Annotated in this window: 18 protein-coding genes; 4 read left to right on the forward strand and 14 right to left on the reverse strand. The window is 45.1% G+C overall.

The genetic code is table 11. The annotated features are described in order from the left end of the window. Positions 1–6: 6 nt before the first annotated feature. Positions 7–783 (forward strand): YtjB family periplasmic protein, encoded by a 777-nt coding sequence (locus FFR00_RS14945; RefSeq protein WP_137674223.1) that lies wholly within the window; start codon positions 7–9, stop codon positions 781–783. On the opposite strand, the gene deoD is transcribed toward FFR00_RS14945, so the two are convergent. The 6 genes from deoD to FFR00_RS14975 all read right to left on the reverse strand — a co-directional run bounded on the left by deoD (position 780) and on the right by FFR00_RS14975 (position 6,798). Continuing rightward, positions 780–1,484 carry a purine-nucleoside phosphorylase gene (deoD, locus tag FFR00_RS14950; protein ID WP_137674224.1) on the reverse strand — a complete coding sequence of 235 codons (705 nt, stop codon included), beginning with the start codon at positions 1,482–1,484 and terminating at the stop codon, positions 780–782. The genes FFR00_RS14945 and deoD overlap by 4 nt on opposite strands. Before the next feature lie 59 nt (positions 1,485–1,543). Beyond that, complete coding sequence (locus FFR00_RS14955; protein ID WP_137674225.1) at positions 1,544–2,764, reverse strand: phosphopentomutase; 1,221 nt, start codon at positions 2,762–2,764, stop codon at positions 1,544–1,546. Between the two features lie 9 nt (positions 2,765–2,773). Further along, positions 2,774–4,105 carry a thymidine phosphorylase gene (deoA, locus tag FFR00_RS14960; protein WP_137674226.1) on the reverse strand — a complete coding sequence of 444 codons (1,332 nt, stop codon included), beginning with the start codon at positions 4,103–4,105 and terminating at the stop codon, positions 2,774–2,776. A gap of 25 nt (positions 4,106–4,130) precedes the next feature. After that, positions 4,131–4,904: a deoxyribose-phosphate aldolase gene (gene deoC / locus FFR00_RS14965; protein ID WP_137674227.1), complete on the reverse strand. Its 774-nt coding sequence runs from the start codon at positions 4,902–4,904 to the stop codon at positions 4,131–4,133. A gap of 101 nt (positions 4,905–5,005) precedes the next feature. Then, positions 5,006–6,244 (reverse strand): NupC/NupG family nucleoside CNT transporter, encoded by a 1,239-nt coding sequence (locus FFR00_RS14970; RefSeq protein WP_137674228.1) that lies wholly within the window; start codon positions 6,242–6,244, stop codon positions 5,006–5,008. 383 nt (positions 6,245–6,627) lie between these two features. Next, the gene (locus tag FFR00_RS14975) at positions 6,628–6,798 is read right to left on the reverse strand and encodes a XapX domain-containing protein (RefSeq protein WP_137674229.1); all 171 of its coding nucleotides are present in this window, start codon (positions 6,796–6,798) and stop codon (positions 6,628–6,630) included. Positions 6,799–6,984: 186 nt separating this feature from the next. Between FFR00_RS14975 and FFR00_RS14980 the strand changes: the two genes are divergently transcribed. After that, a complete protein-coding gene (locus FFR00_RS14980) occupies positions 6,985–8,406 on the forward strand; it encodes a hypothetical protein (protein ID WP_137674230.1) in 1,422 nt (473 codons plus the stop codon). An 87-nt stretch (positions 8,407–8,493) separates the two neighbouring features. Here the strand turns inward: FFR00_RS14980 and FFR00_RS14985 are convergent, their stop codons facing one another. Genes FFR00_RS14985 through prfC form a run of 3 tightly spaced genes read right to left on the reverse strand, consistent with a single transcriptional unit; the run spans position 8,494 to position 11,061 of the window. Further along, complete coding sequence (locus tag FFR00_RS14985; protein WP_137674231.1) at positions 8,494–9,288, reverse strand: TatD family hydrolase; 795 nt, start codon at positions 9,286–9,288, stop codon at positions 8,494–8,496. 1 nt (position 9,289) lies between these two features. Continuing rightward, positions 9,290–9,421: a hypothetical protein gene (locus FFR00_RS21980; RefSeq protein ID WP_255437904.1), complete on the reverse strand. Its 132-nt coding sequence runs from the start codon at positions 9,419–9,421 to the stop codon at positions 9,290–9,292. 50 nt (positions 9,422–9,471) lie between these two features. Beyond that, entirely contained in the window at positions 9,472–11,061 is a 1,590-nt protein-coding gene (gene prfC / locus FFR00_RS14990; RefSeq protein ID WP_137674232.1) for a peptide chain release factor 3, read from the reverse strand. Between the two features lie 452 nt (positions 11,062–11,513). Here prfC and FFR00_RS14995 point away from each other — a divergent pair, with 452 nt between their 5' ends. After that, on the forward strand, positions 11,514–12,215 hold the full coding sequence (locus FFR00_RS14995; protein WP_137674233.1) for a PEP-CTERM sorting domain-containing protein: 702 nt from the start codon (positions 11,514–11,516) through the stop codon (positions 12,213–12,215). 64 nt (positions 12,216–12,279) lie between these two features. On the opposite strand, the gene FFR00_RS15000 is transcribed toward FFR00_RS14995, so the two are convergent. Genes FFR00_RS15000 through FFR00_RS15010 form a run of 3 tightly spaced genes read right to left on the reverse strand, consistent with a single transcriptional unit; the run spans position 12,280 to position 17,494 of the window. Next, positions 12,280–15,345 (reverse strand): efflux RND transporter permease subunit, encoded by a 3,066-nt coding sequence (locus tag FFR00_RS15000; protein WP_137674234.1) that lies wholly within the window; start codon positions 15,343–15,345, stop codon positions 12,280–12,282. Positions 15,346–15,347: 2 nt separating this feature from the next. After that, entirely contained in the window at positions 15,348–16,415 is a 1,068-nt protein-coding gene (locus FFR00_RS15005; protein ID WP_137674235.1) for an efflux RND transporter periplasmic adaptor subunit, read from the reverse strand. Beyond that, a complete protein-coding gene (locus FFR00_RS15010) occupies positions 16,415–17,494 on the reverse strand; it encodes an efflux RND transporter periplasmic adaptor subunit (RefSeq protein ID WP_137674236.1) in 1,080 nt (359 codons plus the stop codon). Before FFR00_RS15010 ends, FFR00_RS15005 begins: the two co-directional genes overlap by 1 nt. A gap of 168 nt (positions 17,495–17,662) precedes the next feature. Here FFR00_RS15010 and FFR00_RS15015 point away from each other — a divergent pair, with 168 nt between their 5' ends. Then, the gene (locus tag FFR00_RS15015) at positions 17,663–18,400 is read left to right on the forward strand and encodes a TetR/AcrR family transcriptional regulator (protein ID WP_137674237.1); all 738 of its coding nucleotides are present in this window, start codon (positions 17,663–17,665) and stop codon (positions 18,398–18,400) included. Between the two features lie 17 nt (positions 18,401–18,417). Here the strand turns inward: FFR00_RS15015 and FFR00_RS15020 are convergent, their stop codons facing one another. Beyond that, positions 18,418–19,461 carry a DUF2955 domain-containing protein gene (locus tag FFR00_RS15020; RefSeq protein ID WP_137674238.1) on the reverse strand — a complete coding sequence of 348 codons (1,044 nt, stop codon included), beginning with the start codon at positions 19,459–19,461 and terminating at the stop codon, positions 18,418–18,420. After that, positions 19,451–20,545 (reverse strand): HlyD family secretion protein, encoded by a 1,095-nt coding sequence (locus tag FFR00_RS15025; RefSeq protein WP_137674239.1) that lies wholly within the window; start codon positions 20,543–20,545, stop codon positions 19,451–19,453. The genes FFR00_RS15020 and FFR00_RS15025 overlap by 11 nt, the downstream gene beginning before the upstream one ends. Positions 20,546–20,561 lie beyond the last annotated feature (16 nt).

The raw sequence follows: 20,561 nt of genomic DNA on the forward strand, positions 1-20,561 counted from the left end.
AGATCCTTGTTTCTAAAAATTGCGGCGCATCAAGATAGCGTATTGCTTTTTGGTTTGGCAAGCACCTACAATGGCTTTAAGCATAAAAAAGAGGTTCGTGTGGCCAAATCTGCAGTTAGACGCTATCGAATTATTCAATTCACTCAATTGGTGTTAGCCATTGTATGTTGTGTTTGGGTACTTTATTACTACGTTGATTTAAAACACAGCGGTGAACAGTTAATCGAAAACCAAACCGAAAAACTGGCGCGCTCGTTAACCTCTTTAGCCGCGTTAAATGCAGCAGGCTACATCGAAGAAGACAATCAACAAGATTTAACCGAGTTGGTGAACTCTTTAGTCAAAGAACATTTTGTAAAAGATGCCACCATCTATGACCATCAAGGGCTTCGCTTAGCCGCTTCTCATCTGGCCTTACCGCTCTCGCAATTGCTGCCTTTGGCAGGCAATAGCCATTTACCGTTAGAAGGTTTAGGCAGGCGCCCTTATATTGCTGAAGTTCGTGGAGAAAAAGGAGAAACCTTAGGTTTTTTACGAATAACTCTAGAGCATACAACCTTACTGGCCGAAGCAAATACTTACATCACTAATGGCCAATCAAAAATCATGATAATGTTTTTGATGTCGATTAGCATTGGATTTTTGTTAACGCGGGTATTGTCGAGGAAACGCCATTTGGCCACTTTGTTTAATATAAACAAACGCGCCCAACGTAAAGAAGCGAAGAAAGCGAAGAAACTTCTAGCGGACATTGCCGCTAGAAGTGATACCGCTAAAGGCTAAAGTAAAGACTCAAGGGTTAGGGTAATCATCTCGTTAAATGTGGTTTGACGCTCTTCAGCGGTAGTTTGCTCACCACTGCGAATATGGTCTGAAATAGTCACAACACATAAAGCCGCTTTACCGCATTCAGCCGCTACGCCATAAAGACCAGCCGCTTCCATTTCTACTGCATATACATTATGTTTTTCCATCACATCGAACATATCTGGTTCTGGTGAATAGAATAAATCTGCAGAGAAAATGTTACCTACTTTTGCATCAATGCCTTGTGCTTTAGCACTGTCTACAGCTGCACGTAATAGCTCGTAGTTAGCAATAGCTGCAAAGTCATGGCCTTTAAAGCGGCTACGGTTTACTTTTGAATCGGTACACGCGCCCATGGCAATAACCACATCACGCAACTGAATGTCGTTACTGACTGCACCGGCACTGCCTACGCGGATAATGTTTTCAACACCGTACTGAGTGTATAGCTCGTGAGCGTAAATAGAACAGCTTGGAATACCCATGCCAGAACCCATTACAGAAACACGTTTGCCTTTGTAGGTGCCCGTATAACCAAGCATGTTACGCACACCGGTTACTTCTACAACGTCTTCCAAAAAGGTTTCAGCAATGTGTTTAGCACGCAGCGGATCGCCAGGCATTAAAACCGTTTCTGCGAAATCACCAGGGTTAGCATTGATATGTGGGGTAGCCATATAAACTCCTAAATAAAGTTAGTTCGAGGTGGCGGCAGATTAGCGACCACCCTCAGTTATTATTTTTGTAAAAAACTGCTGCCATATTCTAAGGCTGGCAATTTCATGTAATCGGCAATGGTTTGTCCAATGTCAGCAAAGGTATCGCGCTTACCAACATTTTTTGCGCCTAAGTTTTTACCATAAAAAATCACTGGGATATGTTCACGAGTATGATCGCTGCCCGGCCAAGTAGGGTCACAGCCATGATCAGCAGTAAGGATCACAATGTCGTCATCACTTAACTGGGCCAGTAGCTCAGGCAAGCGTTTATCAAAGTACTCTAAGGCCGCTGCGTAACCTGCAACATCGCGACGGTGGCCGTACGACGAATCAAAATCGACAAAGTTAGTGAAGATAATACTGTTATCAACTTGGCGATCCATTTCACTCAAAGTTAAGTCAAATAGGCCTTCTAAACCTGTGGCTTTTACCTTGCGAGTGATGCCTTGTTGAGCGTAAATATCGGCAATTTTACCAATGCTTACCACCTCTCCACCGGCATCTGCCATGCGGTCTAACAAGGTAGGTGCTGGCGGCAGTACCGATAAATCTCGGCGATTACCCGTGCGGGCAAATTCTTGGGCATTCGCGCCCACAAATGGCCGCGCAATCACTCGACCAATATTGTATTTGTCTACCAACTCTCGGGCTAACTCACACAACTTAAGCAAACGCTCGACACCAAAGGTTTCTTCGTGAGCGGCAATTTGGAATACGCTGTCTGCCGAGGTGTAAAAGATCGGCTTACCTGTGGCCATGTGCTCTTCGCCCAAGCGTTCTAACACTTCGGTGCCCGATGCATGACAATTACCTAAGTAACCCGGCAGATCAGCACGCTCAACTAACTCATCTAATAAGCTTTGCGGGAAGCTATTTTCTAAGTCGCTAAAGTAGCCCCAGTCAAATAACACAGGTACGCCAGCAATTTCCCAATGGCCACTTGGAGTGTCTTTACCACTCGACATTTCAGCTGCATAGCCATAGTGGCCAATCGGTGTTACTTCGGCATCTAGGCCAGGAGGGAATACCCCGCCACTTTCGCCACAGGCTTTACCTAAACCTAAACGGTTTAAGTTAGGAATGTTTAACGGGCCAGAGCGACCAACATCCGCTTTGCCTAAAGCACATTGCTCGGCAATGTGCAGCATCGTATTTGCGCCCACATCACCAAACTTGTCGGCGTCGTCGCTGGCACCAATACCAAAAGAATCCAGCATTAAAATAATTGCACGTTTCATAGGATCTCCTTACTGCGGACCAATACGCTGATAAACAGGGTTTACATCGGCCTGCACTGCACTAGGCTCATCAAGTTTGATGGCCTGTTGAATTTGTTTTGCGGCGGCTTGCCAAGCGTCTTCATCATCAGCATGTAGCATCAGAAGGTTTTGGCCTTTATCTACCAAGTCACCTAATTCTACGAGTTCGCTAATGCCAACACTGTGATCAATCGCAGCACCGGGCACACTTCTGCCACCACCTAAACCCACCACTGCCATGCCTAACTCACGGCAATCGAGTTGTTTAATCATGCCACTGTGTTTTGCCAATACCGGCTTAATCACTTTAGCTTGTGGCAAGTAGTGATCACTGCGTTCCACAAAGTCAATTGGCCCGCCTAAGGCACTGACCATTTTGGCAAAACGCTCTAGGGCTGCGCCCGAGCTAATACTGTCGGCCAACTTTTGCTCCGCTTGTTGCTTACTGTTGGCTAGGCCACTTGATAGCAACATTTCTGCGGCTAATGCAGTCGTTACTTGATGTAGGCGATGCGCAGACGTGTCACCTTTTAAGTAACGTAAAGTCTCTACTATTTCGACCGCATTACCGGCACTTGGTGCCAAAGGCTGATTCATGTCGGTGAGTAAAGCGCAGCATTTCACACCAGCAGCGTTAGACACTTCAACAATGCTTTCAGCCAAGGCTTTAGATTGGGCGAAATCGGGCATGAATGCCCCGCTGCCCACTTTTACATCCATGACTAAAGCTTGTAAGCCAGAGGCTAACTTTTTACTTAAAATCGAGGCCGTGATCAGTGGAATAGACTCCACCGTCGCCGTCACATCGCGAATGCCATAAAGGCGCTTATCGGCCGGCGCCAATTCACCGGTTTGGCCGATAATGGCAATGCCTACGTCTTTTACAATGCTTTCAAATTGTTGCGAACTTGGGCTAATGGAATACCCAGGGATCGCCTCTAACTTGTCTAAGGTACCGCCAGTGTGGCCCAAACCGCGTCCCGAAATCATCGGCACGTGCCCACCACAAGCAGCCACCATTGGCCCCAAGATCAACGACGTTAAATCCCCAACACCGCCAGTAGAATGTTTATCTACCACTGGACCAGGCAAATTAAGGTGATCCCAATTGAGTACCTGACCAGAATCTCGCATGGCGCAGGTTAAGGCTGTGGATTCACTGCCATTCATACTGTTGAAGTACACCGCCATGGCAAATGCGCCAATTTGGCTATCACTCAGTTGGCCATTAGTAATGCCATCCACCATGAATTGGATTTCTTCTAGCGATAGCGCATTGCCATCGCGTTTACGTCGAATGATTTCTTGAGGTAACAACATAAGCATTCCTTAGAAAAGCTAAACCTTAGTAACCCGCGCCTGCTTGCGCGTTTTCGTCACCAGAAATGGTGGCTTGAAGCGCTGCTAATAAGCTTGATGCGCCAAAACGGAAGTGAGCCTCGCCCAACCAATCGTTACCTAGCGCGTTAGTGGCAATATCTAGGTAAACTTTAGCTTGTTCGGCACTTTTTACGCCACCAGCCGCTTTGAAGCCACAGGCAGGATTAAACTCGGCAATCGCCTTAAGCATAATTTCAGCCGCCTCTGGGGTGGCGTTTACAGGCACTTTACCGGTAGAGGTTTTGATGAAATCAGCACCGGCTTTAATCGACAACTCACTAGCTTTAGCGATCAGGGCTGGCGTTTTTAACTCGCCACTTTCAATAATTACCTTTAATTTAATCTGGCCGCAGGCTGCTTTACACTGCTTAACCAGCTCAAAACCTACCTCTTCGTTGCCAGCCATTAGTGCGCGCCATGGGAACACTACATCTACTTCGTCTGCTCCGTAGGCTACTGCTGCTTTGGTTTCTGCAACAGCTAGCACAACGTCATCTTCGCCCAGCGGGAAGTTGGTTACGGTAGCAATTTTCACCTCACTAGCGCCGTGTTCGGCTAGCACTTTACGGGCGAAAGGAATGAATCGAGGATAAATACAAATTGCCGCCACTTGGCCTTCAGCTGATTTAGCTTGAGCACACAATGCCGCTACGCTTTCGCGAGTATCATCATCATTTAGCGTGGTAAGGTCCATTAAAGAAAGGGCTTGACGCGCCACAGCAGTAAGAGACTGAGACATAATTATTCCTCAAAATTTTAAGATTAAACCGATTGCCAGAGCAGCAATCGATTGAGCTGAATTAGAGGCTTCTCGACAGGTTGCCGAGAAGCCTTATTAGCTTATAGCAGGCTGAAGAAGAAACCAGCAAGTGCAGCACTCATTAAGTTAGCTAATGATGCAGCCGCTACAGCTTTAAGACCTAAGCGAGCAATGTCAGAACGGCGTGTTGGCGCCATGCTACCTAAGCCACCTAGTAAAATTGCAATTGATGAAAGGTTAGCGAAACCACATAGCGCAAAAGTAATAATTACTTGGGTATGCTCAGATAGTGTTTCACGGATTTCAACAAAGTTAATGTAAGCAACAAATTCGTTAACAACTAGCTTTTGACCAATAAAGCTACCCGCTTGAACGGCTTCAGCCCATGGCACACCAATAATCCACGCAACCGGTGCGAAGATGTAACCAAGGATAAGTTCAATGGTTAGGCCTTCAACACCAAACCAACCGCCAATGCCGCCAACCATACCGTTTAGCAAAGCAATCAAACCAATAAAGGCAAGTAGCATTGCACCTACGTTAAGGGCAAGGTGCAAACCCGTTGATGCACCGCTTGCTGCAGCGTCAATTACGTTTGCAGGGCGATCTTCTTCAGCTAAAGTAGCGTCCATATCTTGCTCTGAAGCATTGGTTTCAGGCTTGATAATCTTGGCCATTAATAAGCCACCCGGCGCTGCCATAAATGAAGCGGCAATAAGGTACTTAAGCTCCACACCTAAACCTGCATAACCGGCTAAAACCGAACCCGCAACAGAGGCTAAACCACCTACCATAATGGCGAATAATTCAGACTCGCTCATTTTAGGAATGAAAGGCTTAACCACAATTGGCGCTTCAGTTTGGCCAACAAAGATGTTTGCTGTCGCAGACATTGACTCTGGGCGACTTGTACCAAGCGCTTTTTGCAGTGCACCACCAATAACCAAAATGATCTTCTGCATAATGCCTAAGTAGTAAAGCACTGCAATGAGTGATGAGAAGAACACGATGATTGGCAATACGCGAATCGCGAATACAAAGCCAACACCGTTAGAAAACATTGCGTTAGTGCCTAAGCCACCAAACAAAAAGTTGATACCCGCTTGCGCGCTATCAATAACCGATTGAACACCACCAGAAACAGCAGCAAGCACGTCTTGGCCAAATGGAAGGTAAAGTACAAATGCACCAAAACCAGCTTGGATCGCAAAAGCTCCAAGTACGGTACGTTTGTTAATTCGTTTTTTGTTGTCGGAGAGCAAGAATGCTATCCCTAGCAGCGCAAGTACGCCAACCAAGCTCATTACTGTACTGTTCATACGTGTCCCTATTGTTTAATTGTCTTTTTTAGTGAAACTCACATCGCTTCCATCTTCTTGCCACATGCAAAAGAAGCCATCTACAACGCGTTTATTTAGTATTCCATTACACTCAGGTATCTGTTCAGGTAACTACCTATAGTGCCGACCGAGGTGTAATGACTTCTACTGCCGGCGATCATACCTTGGGTTTTTAGCCCAAATGATAACTAGATCAAATCTAATCCACTTCTGAGCGCTTGCCATCAACTTGTTAACCAAATGTGTTGATGATTTTTCACAATTTCCCTAAGATGCCTGACTATTCACAATCTTGTTAAGCAAACTATAGGAAATTTCTAATTTATTTCCCAAGCACTTAACCCGAATGTTTAACGAATTTGTTACGAAAAAAAACGCTCTAGTACATTTTGGTAGGCCATACCGCCCAAATAAATACCCAAAATACCAATAATGCCCGACAACACCGGAGGAGCCGGTAAAGGCAACTTAATAGCACTAAATACTATGCCAACAACAGCGCCAGTAATTAGAGCAATAATAACTTCGTACATTTTTTTCGTCCTTTAAATACAGAGGAACTAACACAAGACACAGCGCTATTGCTGTTTTTTCCCTCAGTTCATGGGAAGCAGTTTAAGTTTCTAAGTTGTTAAAAATCGTGAGGTGCATCACGGGATAATAGTCAAAGATTAGTCAAAATGAAGTTAGTTACTAAATGTGTTGAAAGGGAGCGTTGAGTGGTTGATGTTATGGTGAGCAAGAATGAGGAAAAAGTGACCTTTAGACAACAGTTTAACTGCTGTAAGAACTGTCGCTGCCCTAATTTTGGTTTAACCGAGAGCTCAGACTATTTAGCCGAAAGTCATCAGCTTGGCTACCCTGCTCTGCATTGCAAAGCGTGTGGCAGTTACCCCCCTTTGGTAGACAGCCATAGCGTGAATTTAATTGTAGAAGAGCGCGCCAAATTACATTTAAGCAAAGCCCCTTGCGGCTGTAACCATTGTGAACCGGGCTTTTTCTTAGGCCCCACCGCTGGAGTTAAGCGCTACGGTAAAACGGGAGCGAATAGCCAGCGCTACCAATGCCGCCAATGCCAAAGTGTTTTTACTCAAGTTCACGTTAAAGGCACCGATCAACTATGCCGACTATTTAATTTTTTGAGTTTAGGCCACAGCCCGCAAAAGATTATGCAGCAGTTAAGCATTGCACCCAAAATTTACTACCAATTATTACAGCGGCTGTTTCACTGCTTACGCTTTTATTCACGCCAGCAAGAGACCGCGGTGCTAACACGCAAATTTATTGCGATACACACCGAGAGTAATGTGCACGAGTTTTCTGAACAAAAGCGCGTATGGGCGCTTTGTTCTAGCGAAGCAGAATCTGGCTATGTCTTGCTGCATACTCATAATCAAACTCAATTGCAGCTCAACAACTCTGTATACTATCAGCAGCAAGCTTCCACCATGCTGCCAAGTCTTAGCGATAGCCCTATCGTGGACGCGTTAAAACGCCGTTATCAGCTCACTTTGAATCGCTATCATTTTGAAGATTTACACTATGGACCCACCTCGCATTTGCGCGGTACTCAAATCATTCAACCTTCGGTATGCGCCTATGCACATTTCCAGTTGCTGTTCGGTTTTACCCAACAAAGCGACAGCTGCCATCACTATATTGAGCATGAAAGTAGTATTCGTGGGGCTGCGTTAATGAGCTGTGTAGACGAGATAAAACATAAAACGGCTGAGGTATATTACATTTACCGCCACCCTCGTACCCAATCTGATATGGGTTCTGCTGGTAACAAAGTAGGTTGGTGGAATGACCGCTGGTTTCCTGCTGACTTTGGCGCTTTTTGTGGCATTACTTCCGGCCAACAAGTGCCAGCACCTATCGAGTTGCCCAGGCCGCTAGCCTGCCATTTGTTCTTTGAGCATCTTGAACAAAACATGTCCAAGCAGCTAAAAAGCGCCAGCTCGGTAGATGCGCTATTTGAGATAAACCGAGCACTATTTAACTATGTAATTTGTGACGATAACGGGCAAACACCCTCCATGCGCTTGGGTTGCAGCGATTCCCCCTTAAGTGGAACCGCCTTAGTTACTGCCGCAGTAGCCGCAGTGAATGCAGACCATATTGATAAGTTTAAAGCCTAAAGTCTGCCCTTGATTAACTTGATGGAGTATTGAACTGCAATAGCTTCGTGCTCGTCCCTAGAGCCTGCTAAACAATCTGCAGTGGGGTTACATTGGTAGATGCAGAGCCTGAAGGCTGTTATCCCACAACGCTTGCTCTAACTGCTCTGCCGGTTCGCTACGCAACGCAATTAGTTGTTCAAAGATAATAGATAAATTAAGCGGAGTATTGTGAGCTTGTTTCATCTCAAATAGCGGCATATCGGGGGCGTCAGTTTCTAATACGAGAGCATCAAGCGGCAGCCGCTTTAAAGCCTTACGGTTTTTTTCTGAACGTGGCCATGTGATGGTGCCACCCACGCCAATTTTAAACCCTAAATCCACAAAACGACTAGCCTGCACGTAGCTGCCACTAAAGCCATGAATAATGCCGCCTTGGCTGAATTGTTGCTGCTTTAGCAACTGTGCCACTCGGTCGTGTAAACGCACCGAATGGATCAGTAGTGGTAACTGTTGTTGCTGGGCTGCCTGTATTTGCCAATCAAAAGCAAACTCTTGGTGAGCCATAGTATCCGAGAACCGTCCGTCTAAGCCGCATTCGCCCCACGCTTGTACTTTATCACCCGCTTGTTTAACTAAGGTCTGCAAGCTATTTAGCTCGCCTAACAAGGCATCAGGGTGCTGTGTTAAGGCTTGTTCATTTAAAAAACACGGGTGATAGCCCAAGGCTACAAATAGCGAAGGAATAACACTTAAATCTAACACCGTTTGCCAATTATTAGGGGCAACTGCAGGCACCATACAATGGCTGACATTCGCTTGAACAAAAGTTTCTAGATGTGCAGTTAAATCATCTTTAAAGGGAGGGAAATCAAGGTGACAATGGGTATCAAACCAAGCCATGTTAATCTTGCTCGGGTTTAGTATGTTCGCGAGGGATACAACTGCGGCAGGGTTTATCTAATCCATTGGCCGCTAGCCACTTGTCGTAAGCAGCTAGGTATTGAGACATTTTACGCCAAATTCTGTTAAACATAATCTATCTCCGGCTACAAGCAGCGAACCTTGCAGCTCGCTGCCAACAAATTAGTGCTCGCGAGTCTGCATAAACTTAACGTCTGGGTAACGCTCTGTCGCTAAGTTTAGGTTAACCATAGTGGGGGCTAAATAAGTTAAGTTATCGCCGCCATCTAAGGCTAGGTTGTCGTGTGCTTTCTTTTTAAACTCTTCAAACTTCTTAGTATCGTTACCGCCACACCAACGCGCAGTGGCAATGCTAATACCTTCGTATACCGCTTCTACCTTGTATTCAGTACGCAGGCGGTGCACAACCACATCAAACTGCAACACACCTACCGCACCAACGATTAAATCATTGTTACGCATAGGGCGGAATAACTGCACCGCGCCCTCTTCAGACAACTGAATCAAGCCCTTAAGCAATTGCTTTTGCTTCAAAGGATCTTTTAGGCGAATACGGCGGAACATCTCAGGGGCAAAGTTTGGAATACCGGTAAACTTCATGGCCTGACCTTGAGTGAAGGTATCGCCAATTTGAATAGTGCCGTGGTTATGCAAACCAATAATATCACCAGCAATCGCTTGCTCGGCAGCCGAACGGTCACCCGCCATAAAGGTAACAGCATCAGAAATACTAACATCTTTACCTAAACGAACATGGCGCATTTTCATGCCCTTGTTGTACTCACCCGATACGATACGCATAAACGCGATACGGTCTCGGTGTTTAGGGTCCATGTTGGCTTGAATTTTAAAGACAAAGCCTGAGAAACTATCGTCTGTAGCGCTTACTTCGCCAATATCGGTAGCACGCGGTTTAGGCGCAGGCGCCCAGTTAGTTAGACCTTCTAACATATGATCTACACCAAAGTTACCCAATGCGGTACCAAAATACACAGGCGTGAGTTCGCCACTTAAAAATAGCTCTTGGTCAAACTCGTTAGATGCCCCCATAACCAGCTCTAACTCTTCACGAAGTTGCTCGGTTAGCTCGTCGCCAATAGCAGCTTCTACTTCTGGGTTATCTAGGCCCTTAATAATTCTCTGCTCTTGAATGGTATGACCATGACCAGTTTGGTAAAGAATCACTTCGTCTTTAAGCAAATGGTAAACACCTTTAAACAATTTACCGCAGCCAATCGGCCACGTAATTGGTGCACAAAGTATGTTTAGCTCGCTTTCAACTTCGTCCATCACTTCCATTGGGTCACGAATATCGCGGTCCAATTTATTCATAAAAGTCACGATGGGAGTATCACGTAAACGTGTCACTTCCATTAGCTTACGGGTACGGTCTTCTACACCTTTGGCGGCGTCAATCACCATCAAGCAAGAATCAACGGCAGTTAATGTGCGGTAGGTATCTTCCGAGAAGTCTTCGTGTCCAGGTGTATCCAGTAGGTTTACCATGCAATCGTTAAACGGGAACTGCATCACTGAGGTCGTTACCGAGATGCCACGCTCTTTCTCCATTTCCATCCAGTCTGATTTTGCATGGGTAGCATTACCACGGCCTTTAACAGTGCCGGCTTTTTGGATGGCGTTTCCGAACAACAGTACTTTTTCAGTAATGGTGGTTTTACCCGCATCTGGGTGAGAGATAATCGCAAAGGTTCTTCTGCTGGCAATATCTTGCAAGAGTGAAGCGTTAGACATCGAGTTGATTCTTCTAATTTGGCAACGCAAGGATGCAGCAAAGTGGCAATAATGGCCGAAACAGCACAATCACCCAGCGTTTAGTTAATCGTAATTGGCAGGTATTTTCGCCGATCTAGCTTTGATAAACAATCGGCGGTTTTGTTGGTGGCGTTAAAAGGTATATAGAAAGAAAAAACTAACAGATATAACTCACTTATTAAGGGCTAATAGTAACTAACGAGGAAACTCAATAAACTCATAGAAAAACGACATCAGTATCGAGAAAGACCTAATAGAATTTCAAGCCATCGACTAAGCTAAAATAAGAAGAATCCCCGTCAATATTCTTTACAGTTAGCAATTATTATCAATAAACTCAATAAATAAAGTCATACTGGCTAAGGGCTGAGCAATTTTGGTATAGTACTTGCCTATCACTGGTCGAACCATTTACATCAAGGAAGATCGAATTGAACCGCAAGCAAGTTTTATCCACCCTTAGTGGCTTACTGTTATCGTTTGTTAGCCATGCCACTATTATTGATTTTAATGAACTCGCTAACGGCGAAATAGTTAATGGCCAATACCAGCTAAGCCATGGCGTGAGCATTGATGCCACCAACCTACGTTTGGGGCAAAACAATTTGGCTGTCGCTTTTGATACCAGCTTAATCAATACCCAAGATCCAGATTTAGAATCACCTTTTAGCAATATTAATCAGCCTTCTTTAGGTATTGCTAACCCTGGTAATGTGCTGATTATTCATGAGAATCCAAACTCATGTAATGACTTTATTTGTAGCAACCCAGATGATGAAGGTCGCCGCCCTGCTGGTTACTTCACCATTAATTTCTCTAGCGCGGTATTGTTAGAAAGCATCGACTTTTTTGATATTGAACTTGCCGAAAATGGTTATACGCCACAAAACGCCATTCACTTGTTTGATGCTCAAAATAACGAGATTTTCCCTGCTGATTTTTACACCCCGCATACCGGTGGTGATAATACTTGGGATAGATTGAACTTTGATGTGGCCGAAGTGAGTTCTTTGCGTATTCACCTAAACGGTTCTGGTGCCATCGACAACATTAAGTTCTCGGTGCCTGAGCCTGGCAGCATTGCCTTATTTGGTTTGGCGGTATTTGGTTTAGTTGCCCGACGCCTTAAGTGAGCAAGTCAAATCCAATAAAAAAGGCGCTAATCAGCGCCTTTTTTTAATCCCAACACACCCGTTACTAGGTTGGATTTACACTCGGTTTGATACGATAAAACAAAGCATACAATACCGGAACAATCACCAAGGTAAGCACAGTCGCAAAGCCTAAGCCAAACATGATGGTGACAGCCATTGAGCCAAAGAAGGCGTCAAATACGAGCGGAATCATACCCAAAATAGTGGTTAAGGCCGCCATGCTTACTGGCCTCACCCGGCTAATGGCACTGTCTACCACTGCTTGATAAGGGTCTTTGCCTGAATGGGTTTCTAAGTTGATTTGATCCATCAATACAATGCCATTTTTAAGCACCATACCGCTCAAGCTTAATACCCCCAACAAAGCAGTGAAACTGAAGGCTGAATTAGTAGAGAGTAAGCCAACTGCTACCCCAATCACCGCTAGCGGTACCGTTAACCAAATAACAATCGGCTGACGAATCGAGTTGAACAAGAACACCGTAATGATGAACATGAACAAATAACCCATAGGCAGTGAGCTAAACAAAGACTCTTGTGCGTCTTTAGACGACTCATACTCGCCGCCCCACTCCAAAGAGTAACCAACCGGTAAGTCTATCGCTTCTACTTTTGGTCTCACTCTCGTAAACAAGCTAGCTGCAGTTTCATCCCCCAAAATATCGTGGTCAGCCAATACTGTTAGCGTTCGTTTACGATCTTGGCGCTGGATTAATGGCTCTACCCAATCTAGCGAAATATCGTCGACCACTTGCTGAATAGGCACATAAGTTTGTAGTGCGGGGCTCCACAATTTAAGGTTTTGTACGGTAGAAAAATCAACCCGTTCATCAACCGGCAAGCGAACCACAATAGGCAGCATTTCGGTGCCGTCTCTAAACAAGCCAATCGCACTGCCACCAAAGGCCATTTGTAGCGTATCCGCTAAATCTTGCTTGGAAATACCTAAACGGCGTGCTTGTGACTCGTTAAATTGAGGGAGCAAATCTTTGGTACGCTCTCGCCAATCGTGGCGAATATTTCTGGCACCAGAATCGGCACCTATAATATCTTCAACCTGAACAGCTAAATCACGCAATACCTGCGGATCCGGACCAATGATTCTAGCTTCAATTTTTGAGGCTGGTGAAGGTCCAATATCCATCAAGCGGAACTGGAAGCTCACCCTTTTAAACTTATCCCGTAAACTCACGTCTAAATCGCGCATTAGATCTAGCATCTGCTCGCGATCAGTTACCCTAACTTGCAACTGCGCAAAGGCTTCATAGCTTTTTTCAGGGCTGTAAGTAAGGCTAAAACGCTGCAAACCTTGGCCAGTCGTTGAGGTAACAAACTCCACTTGGTCTTTCTCTAATAAGTAGCCTTCAACTTGTTGTACTTCTTTATAGGTTTCACGGATGTCAGTGCCTTCTGGCATCCACATGTCTACGTAAAACATAGGGGTATTTGACGGCGGGAAGAATGAGTTCTTCACTAAACTAAAGCCGTAGAATGCCCCCGCTAACATGGCCAACATCAGCACAATTGTTAACATTCTAAAACGTAAACAGAATTTTAACAGGCGGCCAAACACCACAAACAATAAACCTTTATAGGGGTCTTCGTTGCTTTGCTCTTGCTCACCAGTTTTTGACGAAAGCAGTAAGTTTGCCAAGAACGGCGTAAGGGTAATAGCAGTGACCCAGCTTAAAAATAGCGAGAAACACAATACCCAAAAGAGTGAGCCCATAAACTCACCAGTAGCGTCTGGCGACAAACCAATGGGAGCAAAAGCAATGATAGCGATAACCGTAGCACCCAATAATGGCCACTTAGTTTGCTCTACAATATCAACTGCTGCTTGCACTTTAGTGCGGCCACGTTGCAAGCCAACCAATATGCCCTCGACCACCACAATGGCATTATCCACAAGCATCCCTAGGGCAATAATTAACGCGCCTAAAGAAATACGATGTAATTCCACATCGTAAATGCTCATCAAGATAAAGGTACCTAATACCGTGAGCAACAATACCGCGCCTATAATGACACCGCTGCGTAATCCCATGGTAAACAGCAACACCACAATCACAATGCCAACCGCTTGCGCCAAGCTTAATACAAAGCCACTTACCGACTGATCAACTTCTTTTGCTTGGTTATATAGGGTGTGAATTTGCACACCTGCTGGCTTAATGTTTTCTAGTTCAGCTAAGCGCACATCCAAGGCTTCGCCTACTGTTACTACGTTTACCCCTTTTGAAAAGGCAATCCCTAAGTTTAGGGCTGGTTGACCGTTGTAATTCAGCAAATTACTTGGCACTTCTTGCACGTCTCTAGAAACGGTAGCTACGTCTTTTAAACGGATTAAATTACCGGTATCACGACCATGAATAATCAGGTTTTCAAAGGTTTCTATTGAGTTAAGTTCGCCACTTGGGCGTAGTTTTAGAGTTTGTGAGTTTAAGGTAACTTCACCCGCACTAATCACCGCATTCTGCTGGGTCAATAAGCCCGCTATGGTTGTCATATCGAGGTTAAGTGCTGAAACACGCTTTAGCGACATCTCTACATATAACTGCTCATTTTGGTCACCCGCTAAACTAATTTTGCCAATACCTTCAACCAGCTCTAACTCGCGAGTCAGGTAATCAACATAACGTTTTAGTTCTACATACGAATAGTTGTCTCCGGTGATCATTAACATCACACCATAAACATCTCCAAAGTCATCCATCACCTGAACGGGATTAACACCCGGTGGCAACGACGGCTCCAAGTCGTTCACTTTACGGCGTAATTCATCCCAAATTTGTGGCAACTCATCAGAACCGTAGTCCATCTTCATGCTCACCATAATCTGCGATAAGCCTGCAGAAGAGGTAGAAGTGATCTTGTCGATATAAGGAAGCTGCCTAATCGCCTTTTCTAAAGGATAAGTTAGCTCTTCTTCCACTTCAGTAGACGTAGCCCCCGGATAAGAGGTAATCACCATGGCATCTTTTACGGTAAACGGTGGATCTTCCAAGCGGCCTAACTCGCCAAACGACACGACACCACCCACAGCAAGTATGACCAAAAACATCCAGCTAATGACTTTATTTTTTATTGAATACTCAGCAATGGTCACGCTTATTGCTCCTGCAAATTACTGTTAACTGCTCGGCCATTTCTTAAGCGAGCGAGGCTAGATACTATGATTTGATCACCTTGAGCTAAGCCCTCGCTAACCAATACACCTTCGGTATGAATTTGTGCCACTTTTACTTCCACTTTTTGAGCGAGACCTTCTATCACTTTCCATACATAAAACTGTTGGTCGCTGCTGCCTGGGTCTATGGCAGTCATCGGTAAAAGGTAACCACTTTTGCCCACTAAACCTGCGGCGTCTAAATCCACAAACATGGTTACTGCAGTACCCGGTAATATGGCGGGCGAAACTTGTTTCATTCTCATCCATACTTCAAACGCTTGGGTTTCAGGGTTTGGTTCAGAGGTATGCTCCAAAAACGTTAGGGTGTGTAATTCGCTAGTCCCTGCAAACCTTGCCTTTGGTTGATAGGTATAGTTACGCTCAGTGGGGTCAATTTGCGCTAATAAATTATCGGGCAGCTGCAAACGCACGTAGACTAAATCATCTTGGTAAATCGATATCGCAGTTTCCCCTGGCGCTACATTTTCAAAGGATTGCTTAGGCACCTCGGCCACTAAACCACTAAAGGGCGCGCGTAACTGGGTGTAGTTAAGTTGCGACTGCGCAAGCTGGTAGTCAATACCGGCCAGTTTAAAGTTTGCTTCTAGCTCGTCGTACTCTTCTTGAGACAGTAAGCTTTTACCCACCAAGCCTTGGGCGCGGTTTAACTGGCGTTCGGCCAAACTAAAGGTGGCTTTAGCATCATTGACTTGCTGTTTGATTTTGCGATCATCTAACTGTGCTAACAATTGGCCTTTGCTAACCTTTTGCCCAGGTTTAATCGACATAGCGGTAAGTTCGCCGGCAACTCGAAACGACAAAGGCGTTAGCTCTGCAGGTTCTACACGTGCGTTAAATTCGCGCTCTGGCTGAGCGGCAGATTCACTAATGGTAATAGTAATAACGTTTAAGCTTGGAATAGTTTGCACTTCTTGAGGCTCGCTACAAGCAGCCAGCAGCAAAACAGAACCACTTAACGCTAAGGCTTTAACAGTAGAATTCATCATTAAATTCCTCCCTCGCGCTGCCACGGTCTAATAATTTGTCCGGCAGTTAAGGACTTAGCCCCTGCCGCTACAATACTGTCTCCAGCGCTAAGTCCATCAATGACTAAGCCTTGTAAATTTAGTTCCACGGTAACTGCCTCTACACGCATATTGTCTGGCGATACACGCCAAACCTGTGCCTGTTGTTCCTCTATATTAAAAAATGCACCTTTAGGTAAGGCTAAACCGTTATCTGATTCTGATTCATTACGCACATAAACCGCGCCCGACATACCCGGTAGTATGTTCAGGTGCTCGGGGCGAAGAATAGTTAGGGTGACCGAATAACTGTTGGTATCAGGATCTGGCTGAGTTGAAATTTCTTTAAAGCGAGCAGGAAGCTCTACACCTTTAAAGTTGCCTAAAGTGACCCACAATTTTGCTTCGCGTAATTGGGCTAAATCTAAACGCTCAGTAATGGTCACCGGAAGATTAAATACTAAATCTAATTGCTCTGTTCCCAATAGGCTCAGCACTGCTTGTTTAGCACCTACATATTGATATTGCTTGGCGTAGGTCAGTGATACTACGCCTGAGAAAGGTGCGTGTAATTTGCTGTAGGCTAAATCTGTGACGGCTTGGTCTAGATTAGCTTCGGCTTCGGTGTAAGCCGTTTGCACCTGATCGTAGTTATCTTCAGAGATAAGTTTTTTGGCGAACAATTGCTCAGAACGATTACGTCTAGCTTTCTGTAATTCAAATTGGGCTTGGCGAGCATCTACCGCTAGCTGAAAATCATGCGGATCCAAGCTAGCCAACAAGTCGCCTTTTTCAACAAACTCGCCCATGCGAACATTAAGCTGGTCAATTTCGCCCGTTACTTGGAAAGCAAGTTGGGCTCGGTTAGTGGCTTGCACTTGAGCGACAAAGTTGTAGTCAACTGAGTTAAATGTTTCTGGCACAACCAGCAACTTTACCGGTTTCACAAGCTCGGTAACAGGCTCCGAATAAGCCGGCTCGCAGGCTTGTAAAAACATCATCAAAATACTGACTAGACCAAGGCGCTGCCATACGACTCGGTGGCTTAGACACGTTCTCATTAATTACTCCGATTGAACAAAACAGTCAACTATGCTTTCCAGGCGGAAAGTATATTGGGCAAATCTTATTCTAGCAAGCTTTACTTTCCACCCGGAAAGTAAAAGTTATGTTAGACTACGCCCTAGTTCAGTGCAGACTGATTAACTTGAATGAAGTAATTGTAGAAGATGATTGAGAAACGCACAGGTAGACAAACAGCAAAAGCGGCTGAAGAAACCCGCCGAGAAATTTTAATTGCCGCCGCAGATCTATTCAGTGACAAGGGTTATGCGGCTGTTTCATTACGTGGTATTAGTGAACAAGCAGGGGTGTCTCATACCTTAATTCGCCATCACTTCGGTTCTAAGTTACAGATTTGGCAGCATATATGTGACTGTATGCATTTACACTTTCAAGAATATGTAAACCAACTGGTAGCCCAGCAAGGAAAAGATTTATCGAGTCGTCACCAATTATTTGATCTACTCACGCGCTTATTAGCCAAACTTCAAGTGGACCCGCAACCTATTCGTTTACTAAACGATGCAGTTAAAAATGAACAAGAGCTGTTTGAATACTTTTTAGAAGAAGAAGACCAAGTGCGTGATATTATCGATGCTTTAGTCGAAAAGTGCCAACAGCAGGGTTACCTCAAGCACTTCAACATAGGCGAATTAAAATGGTTACTCACCATTTTTGCTACCTCATCTACCACCCTTGCGCCTTTGTTAGCTAAACCTTATCCAGGTGAAACCCGAGACTACTGCCAGCTTAAAAGCTGGAAAATGTTCAGTCTGCTTTTAGCAAGCCAACTCGATATTGCCGAATCCGACATCCCGCAACCAAAACATTTACGAGAACTAGTAATAGAAATACCGCCTTGCAGCTTTGCAGTAAATAAAGAAGAACAAGAAAAAACCACATAAGCATTATTGCTAAGCTGCTACTTTTGCACACTCAACTTTAACCAATCCAACTTGTGCACAATATAAAAGCTGCCCACTACGTAAACCCCTACCATAGAAAGTTGAAAGATCCGTCCATAAAACTTAGTGCTTGCTTCGCCGCCACCGGTGCCGATGGTGCTAGCTAACACTATGATAAAAGCCGACAAACCCGCCGCCACGATGGCGCCTTTAGGGTGTAAATAAATGGCTTGGGCAATAAGCATGAAAATCAGGGTTATCAGCAAACTCAAAAACAATAGGTGCGGCACCGCTTCTAATAGATTAAACGCCAGCAAAGCAATTAAGCCGCCAACGATATTGGTAAACACAATACCTAAGCTAGCTTTTACCCCCTTGGTTAGCTCCGGATTCTGCGCCAAAATAGCCACAAAAATCACCACCAATAAATCAGATAATTTGTGAAAAGCAAAAAAGTACACCAGTAACGGCAAGAGCACCACAGTGCTGACTATTGCTTTACGAATAGCAAATTGTTGAGTTAACTCTGTGACCGGTGGCGCTGGAGGCTTTTGATGAAAATCATCATCAGACGGAATCAACCAGTGCACTAAAGCCACAATGAGTAACGCTAATACAAACGCCACCATAAAGTCGAATACAAAGCCTGACGCAGCCGCTCTACTCACACTGGCAAGCATCGGCAACGCAATCAACGCCACCAACAAAAACAGCACCACTAGCTCGTTCATTCCAGTGTTGGCGCGATAAAACACAAAGAACAAACACCAAGCTAAAATAATGAATAGCAATAAAGGATAAGGCTGAGCAATAAGTACTACGCCCAAGCCTACAGCAAAACAACTGAGTACCGCCAAGGCTAAGGTTTTTACCATCTTTAAATTAAGCGGTGGTTTGCCCGGCAACAACAGCTGAACAACAAATAGTGCGGTCACATAAGACATGCCCCACTCTAGTGTCACAGCTAGCACAAACATCAAGCTACTAACGAGGCTAAAACGCAGCATATGCCGCTTTAACGAAGCGCTTGGGGCAAGCAAAGTGGCCTCTCTAGTAGACATAAGACAGCCAGCTTTTCACCCGCAGAGAGATTTTAGCTAAAACCTTCATAAGTGTGGTGCCTTCGGTGTGAATCGTCACATCAGCTTGCGCGCCAATTCGGCGTAAACCATAGGCTGAATCATCACTAAACTTGATGATAACCGGGAAACGTTGCGGGTCACGCAACCAACCTGCGGTTTGCGGAATAGACGGTAACACCCCTAGGTTATTAGACTGACCAAAGTTAACTGCAAAGCCAATCGACACCACTTCCCCTTTAAAGATCTTGCCAGGGGCAACATCTAAGGCAATTTCAACGGGGTCACCATTTTTTACATTAGCGATATTGTTTTCACGCATGTAGGCCTCAACCCACACCTCTTTGGTGGTCACAAAAGTCATAATCGGCTGACCTTTGTTGGCGTAATATCCGGCTTCTAGTTGCAGGTTTGTTACCCCGCCATCACTGGGTGCCAAAATCACCGTTTTACTTAAATCTAAGCGCGCTTTGCCTAACTTAGCTAAGGCAGACTGCAATTTAGGGTTGTCGTCGCCACTTACCCCTAAGCTTTGTTTGGCTTGCTCTAGTTCAGCGGTCGCCTTCGCTACGGTTGCTTTGGCTTTTGCCACATCGTTTCTAGCACGGTCAATATTTTGCTGAGGAACCACGTTTTTATCTTCTACCGCAAACAAACGGTTGGCATCGGTAAGAATCGATTGATAAGACGTATTGGCTTCTAACAAGCGGGCTTGCGCGGCAGAAACACCCGCAGTACCAGCACCTATTTCTTGCCCAGCCAACTCTAGAGCGGCCTCTGCTTGTTGTACCGCAAGTACGTATTCTTCTTCAGCCACTTTAGCCAAAGGTTGGCCTTTTTTAACCAATTGATTGTTGGTCACACTCACGTTCACCAACTTGCCCGATACCGAGGCAGCCACCGGCACCACAAAGCCAAATACTCGCGCATTGTCGGTGGTGGGTGTCACTCTGTCTCCCACCACGTAAATAACAAAAACTAAAATACATAGCAGCAAAACAACTAACGAGCTTTTACGCAAAGGGTTGGCTGGAGGGTTTGTTTCTACTGGATTCTCTTCCGACATCTTGTTTCTCTTACAT

The sequence above is a fragment of the Agarivorans sp. Toyoura001 genome (genome assembly GCF_005405585.1).
In the GTDB taxonomy this organism is placed as follows: Bacteria; Pseudomonadota; Gammaproteobacteria; order Enterobacterales; family Celerinatantimonadaceae; genus Agarivorans.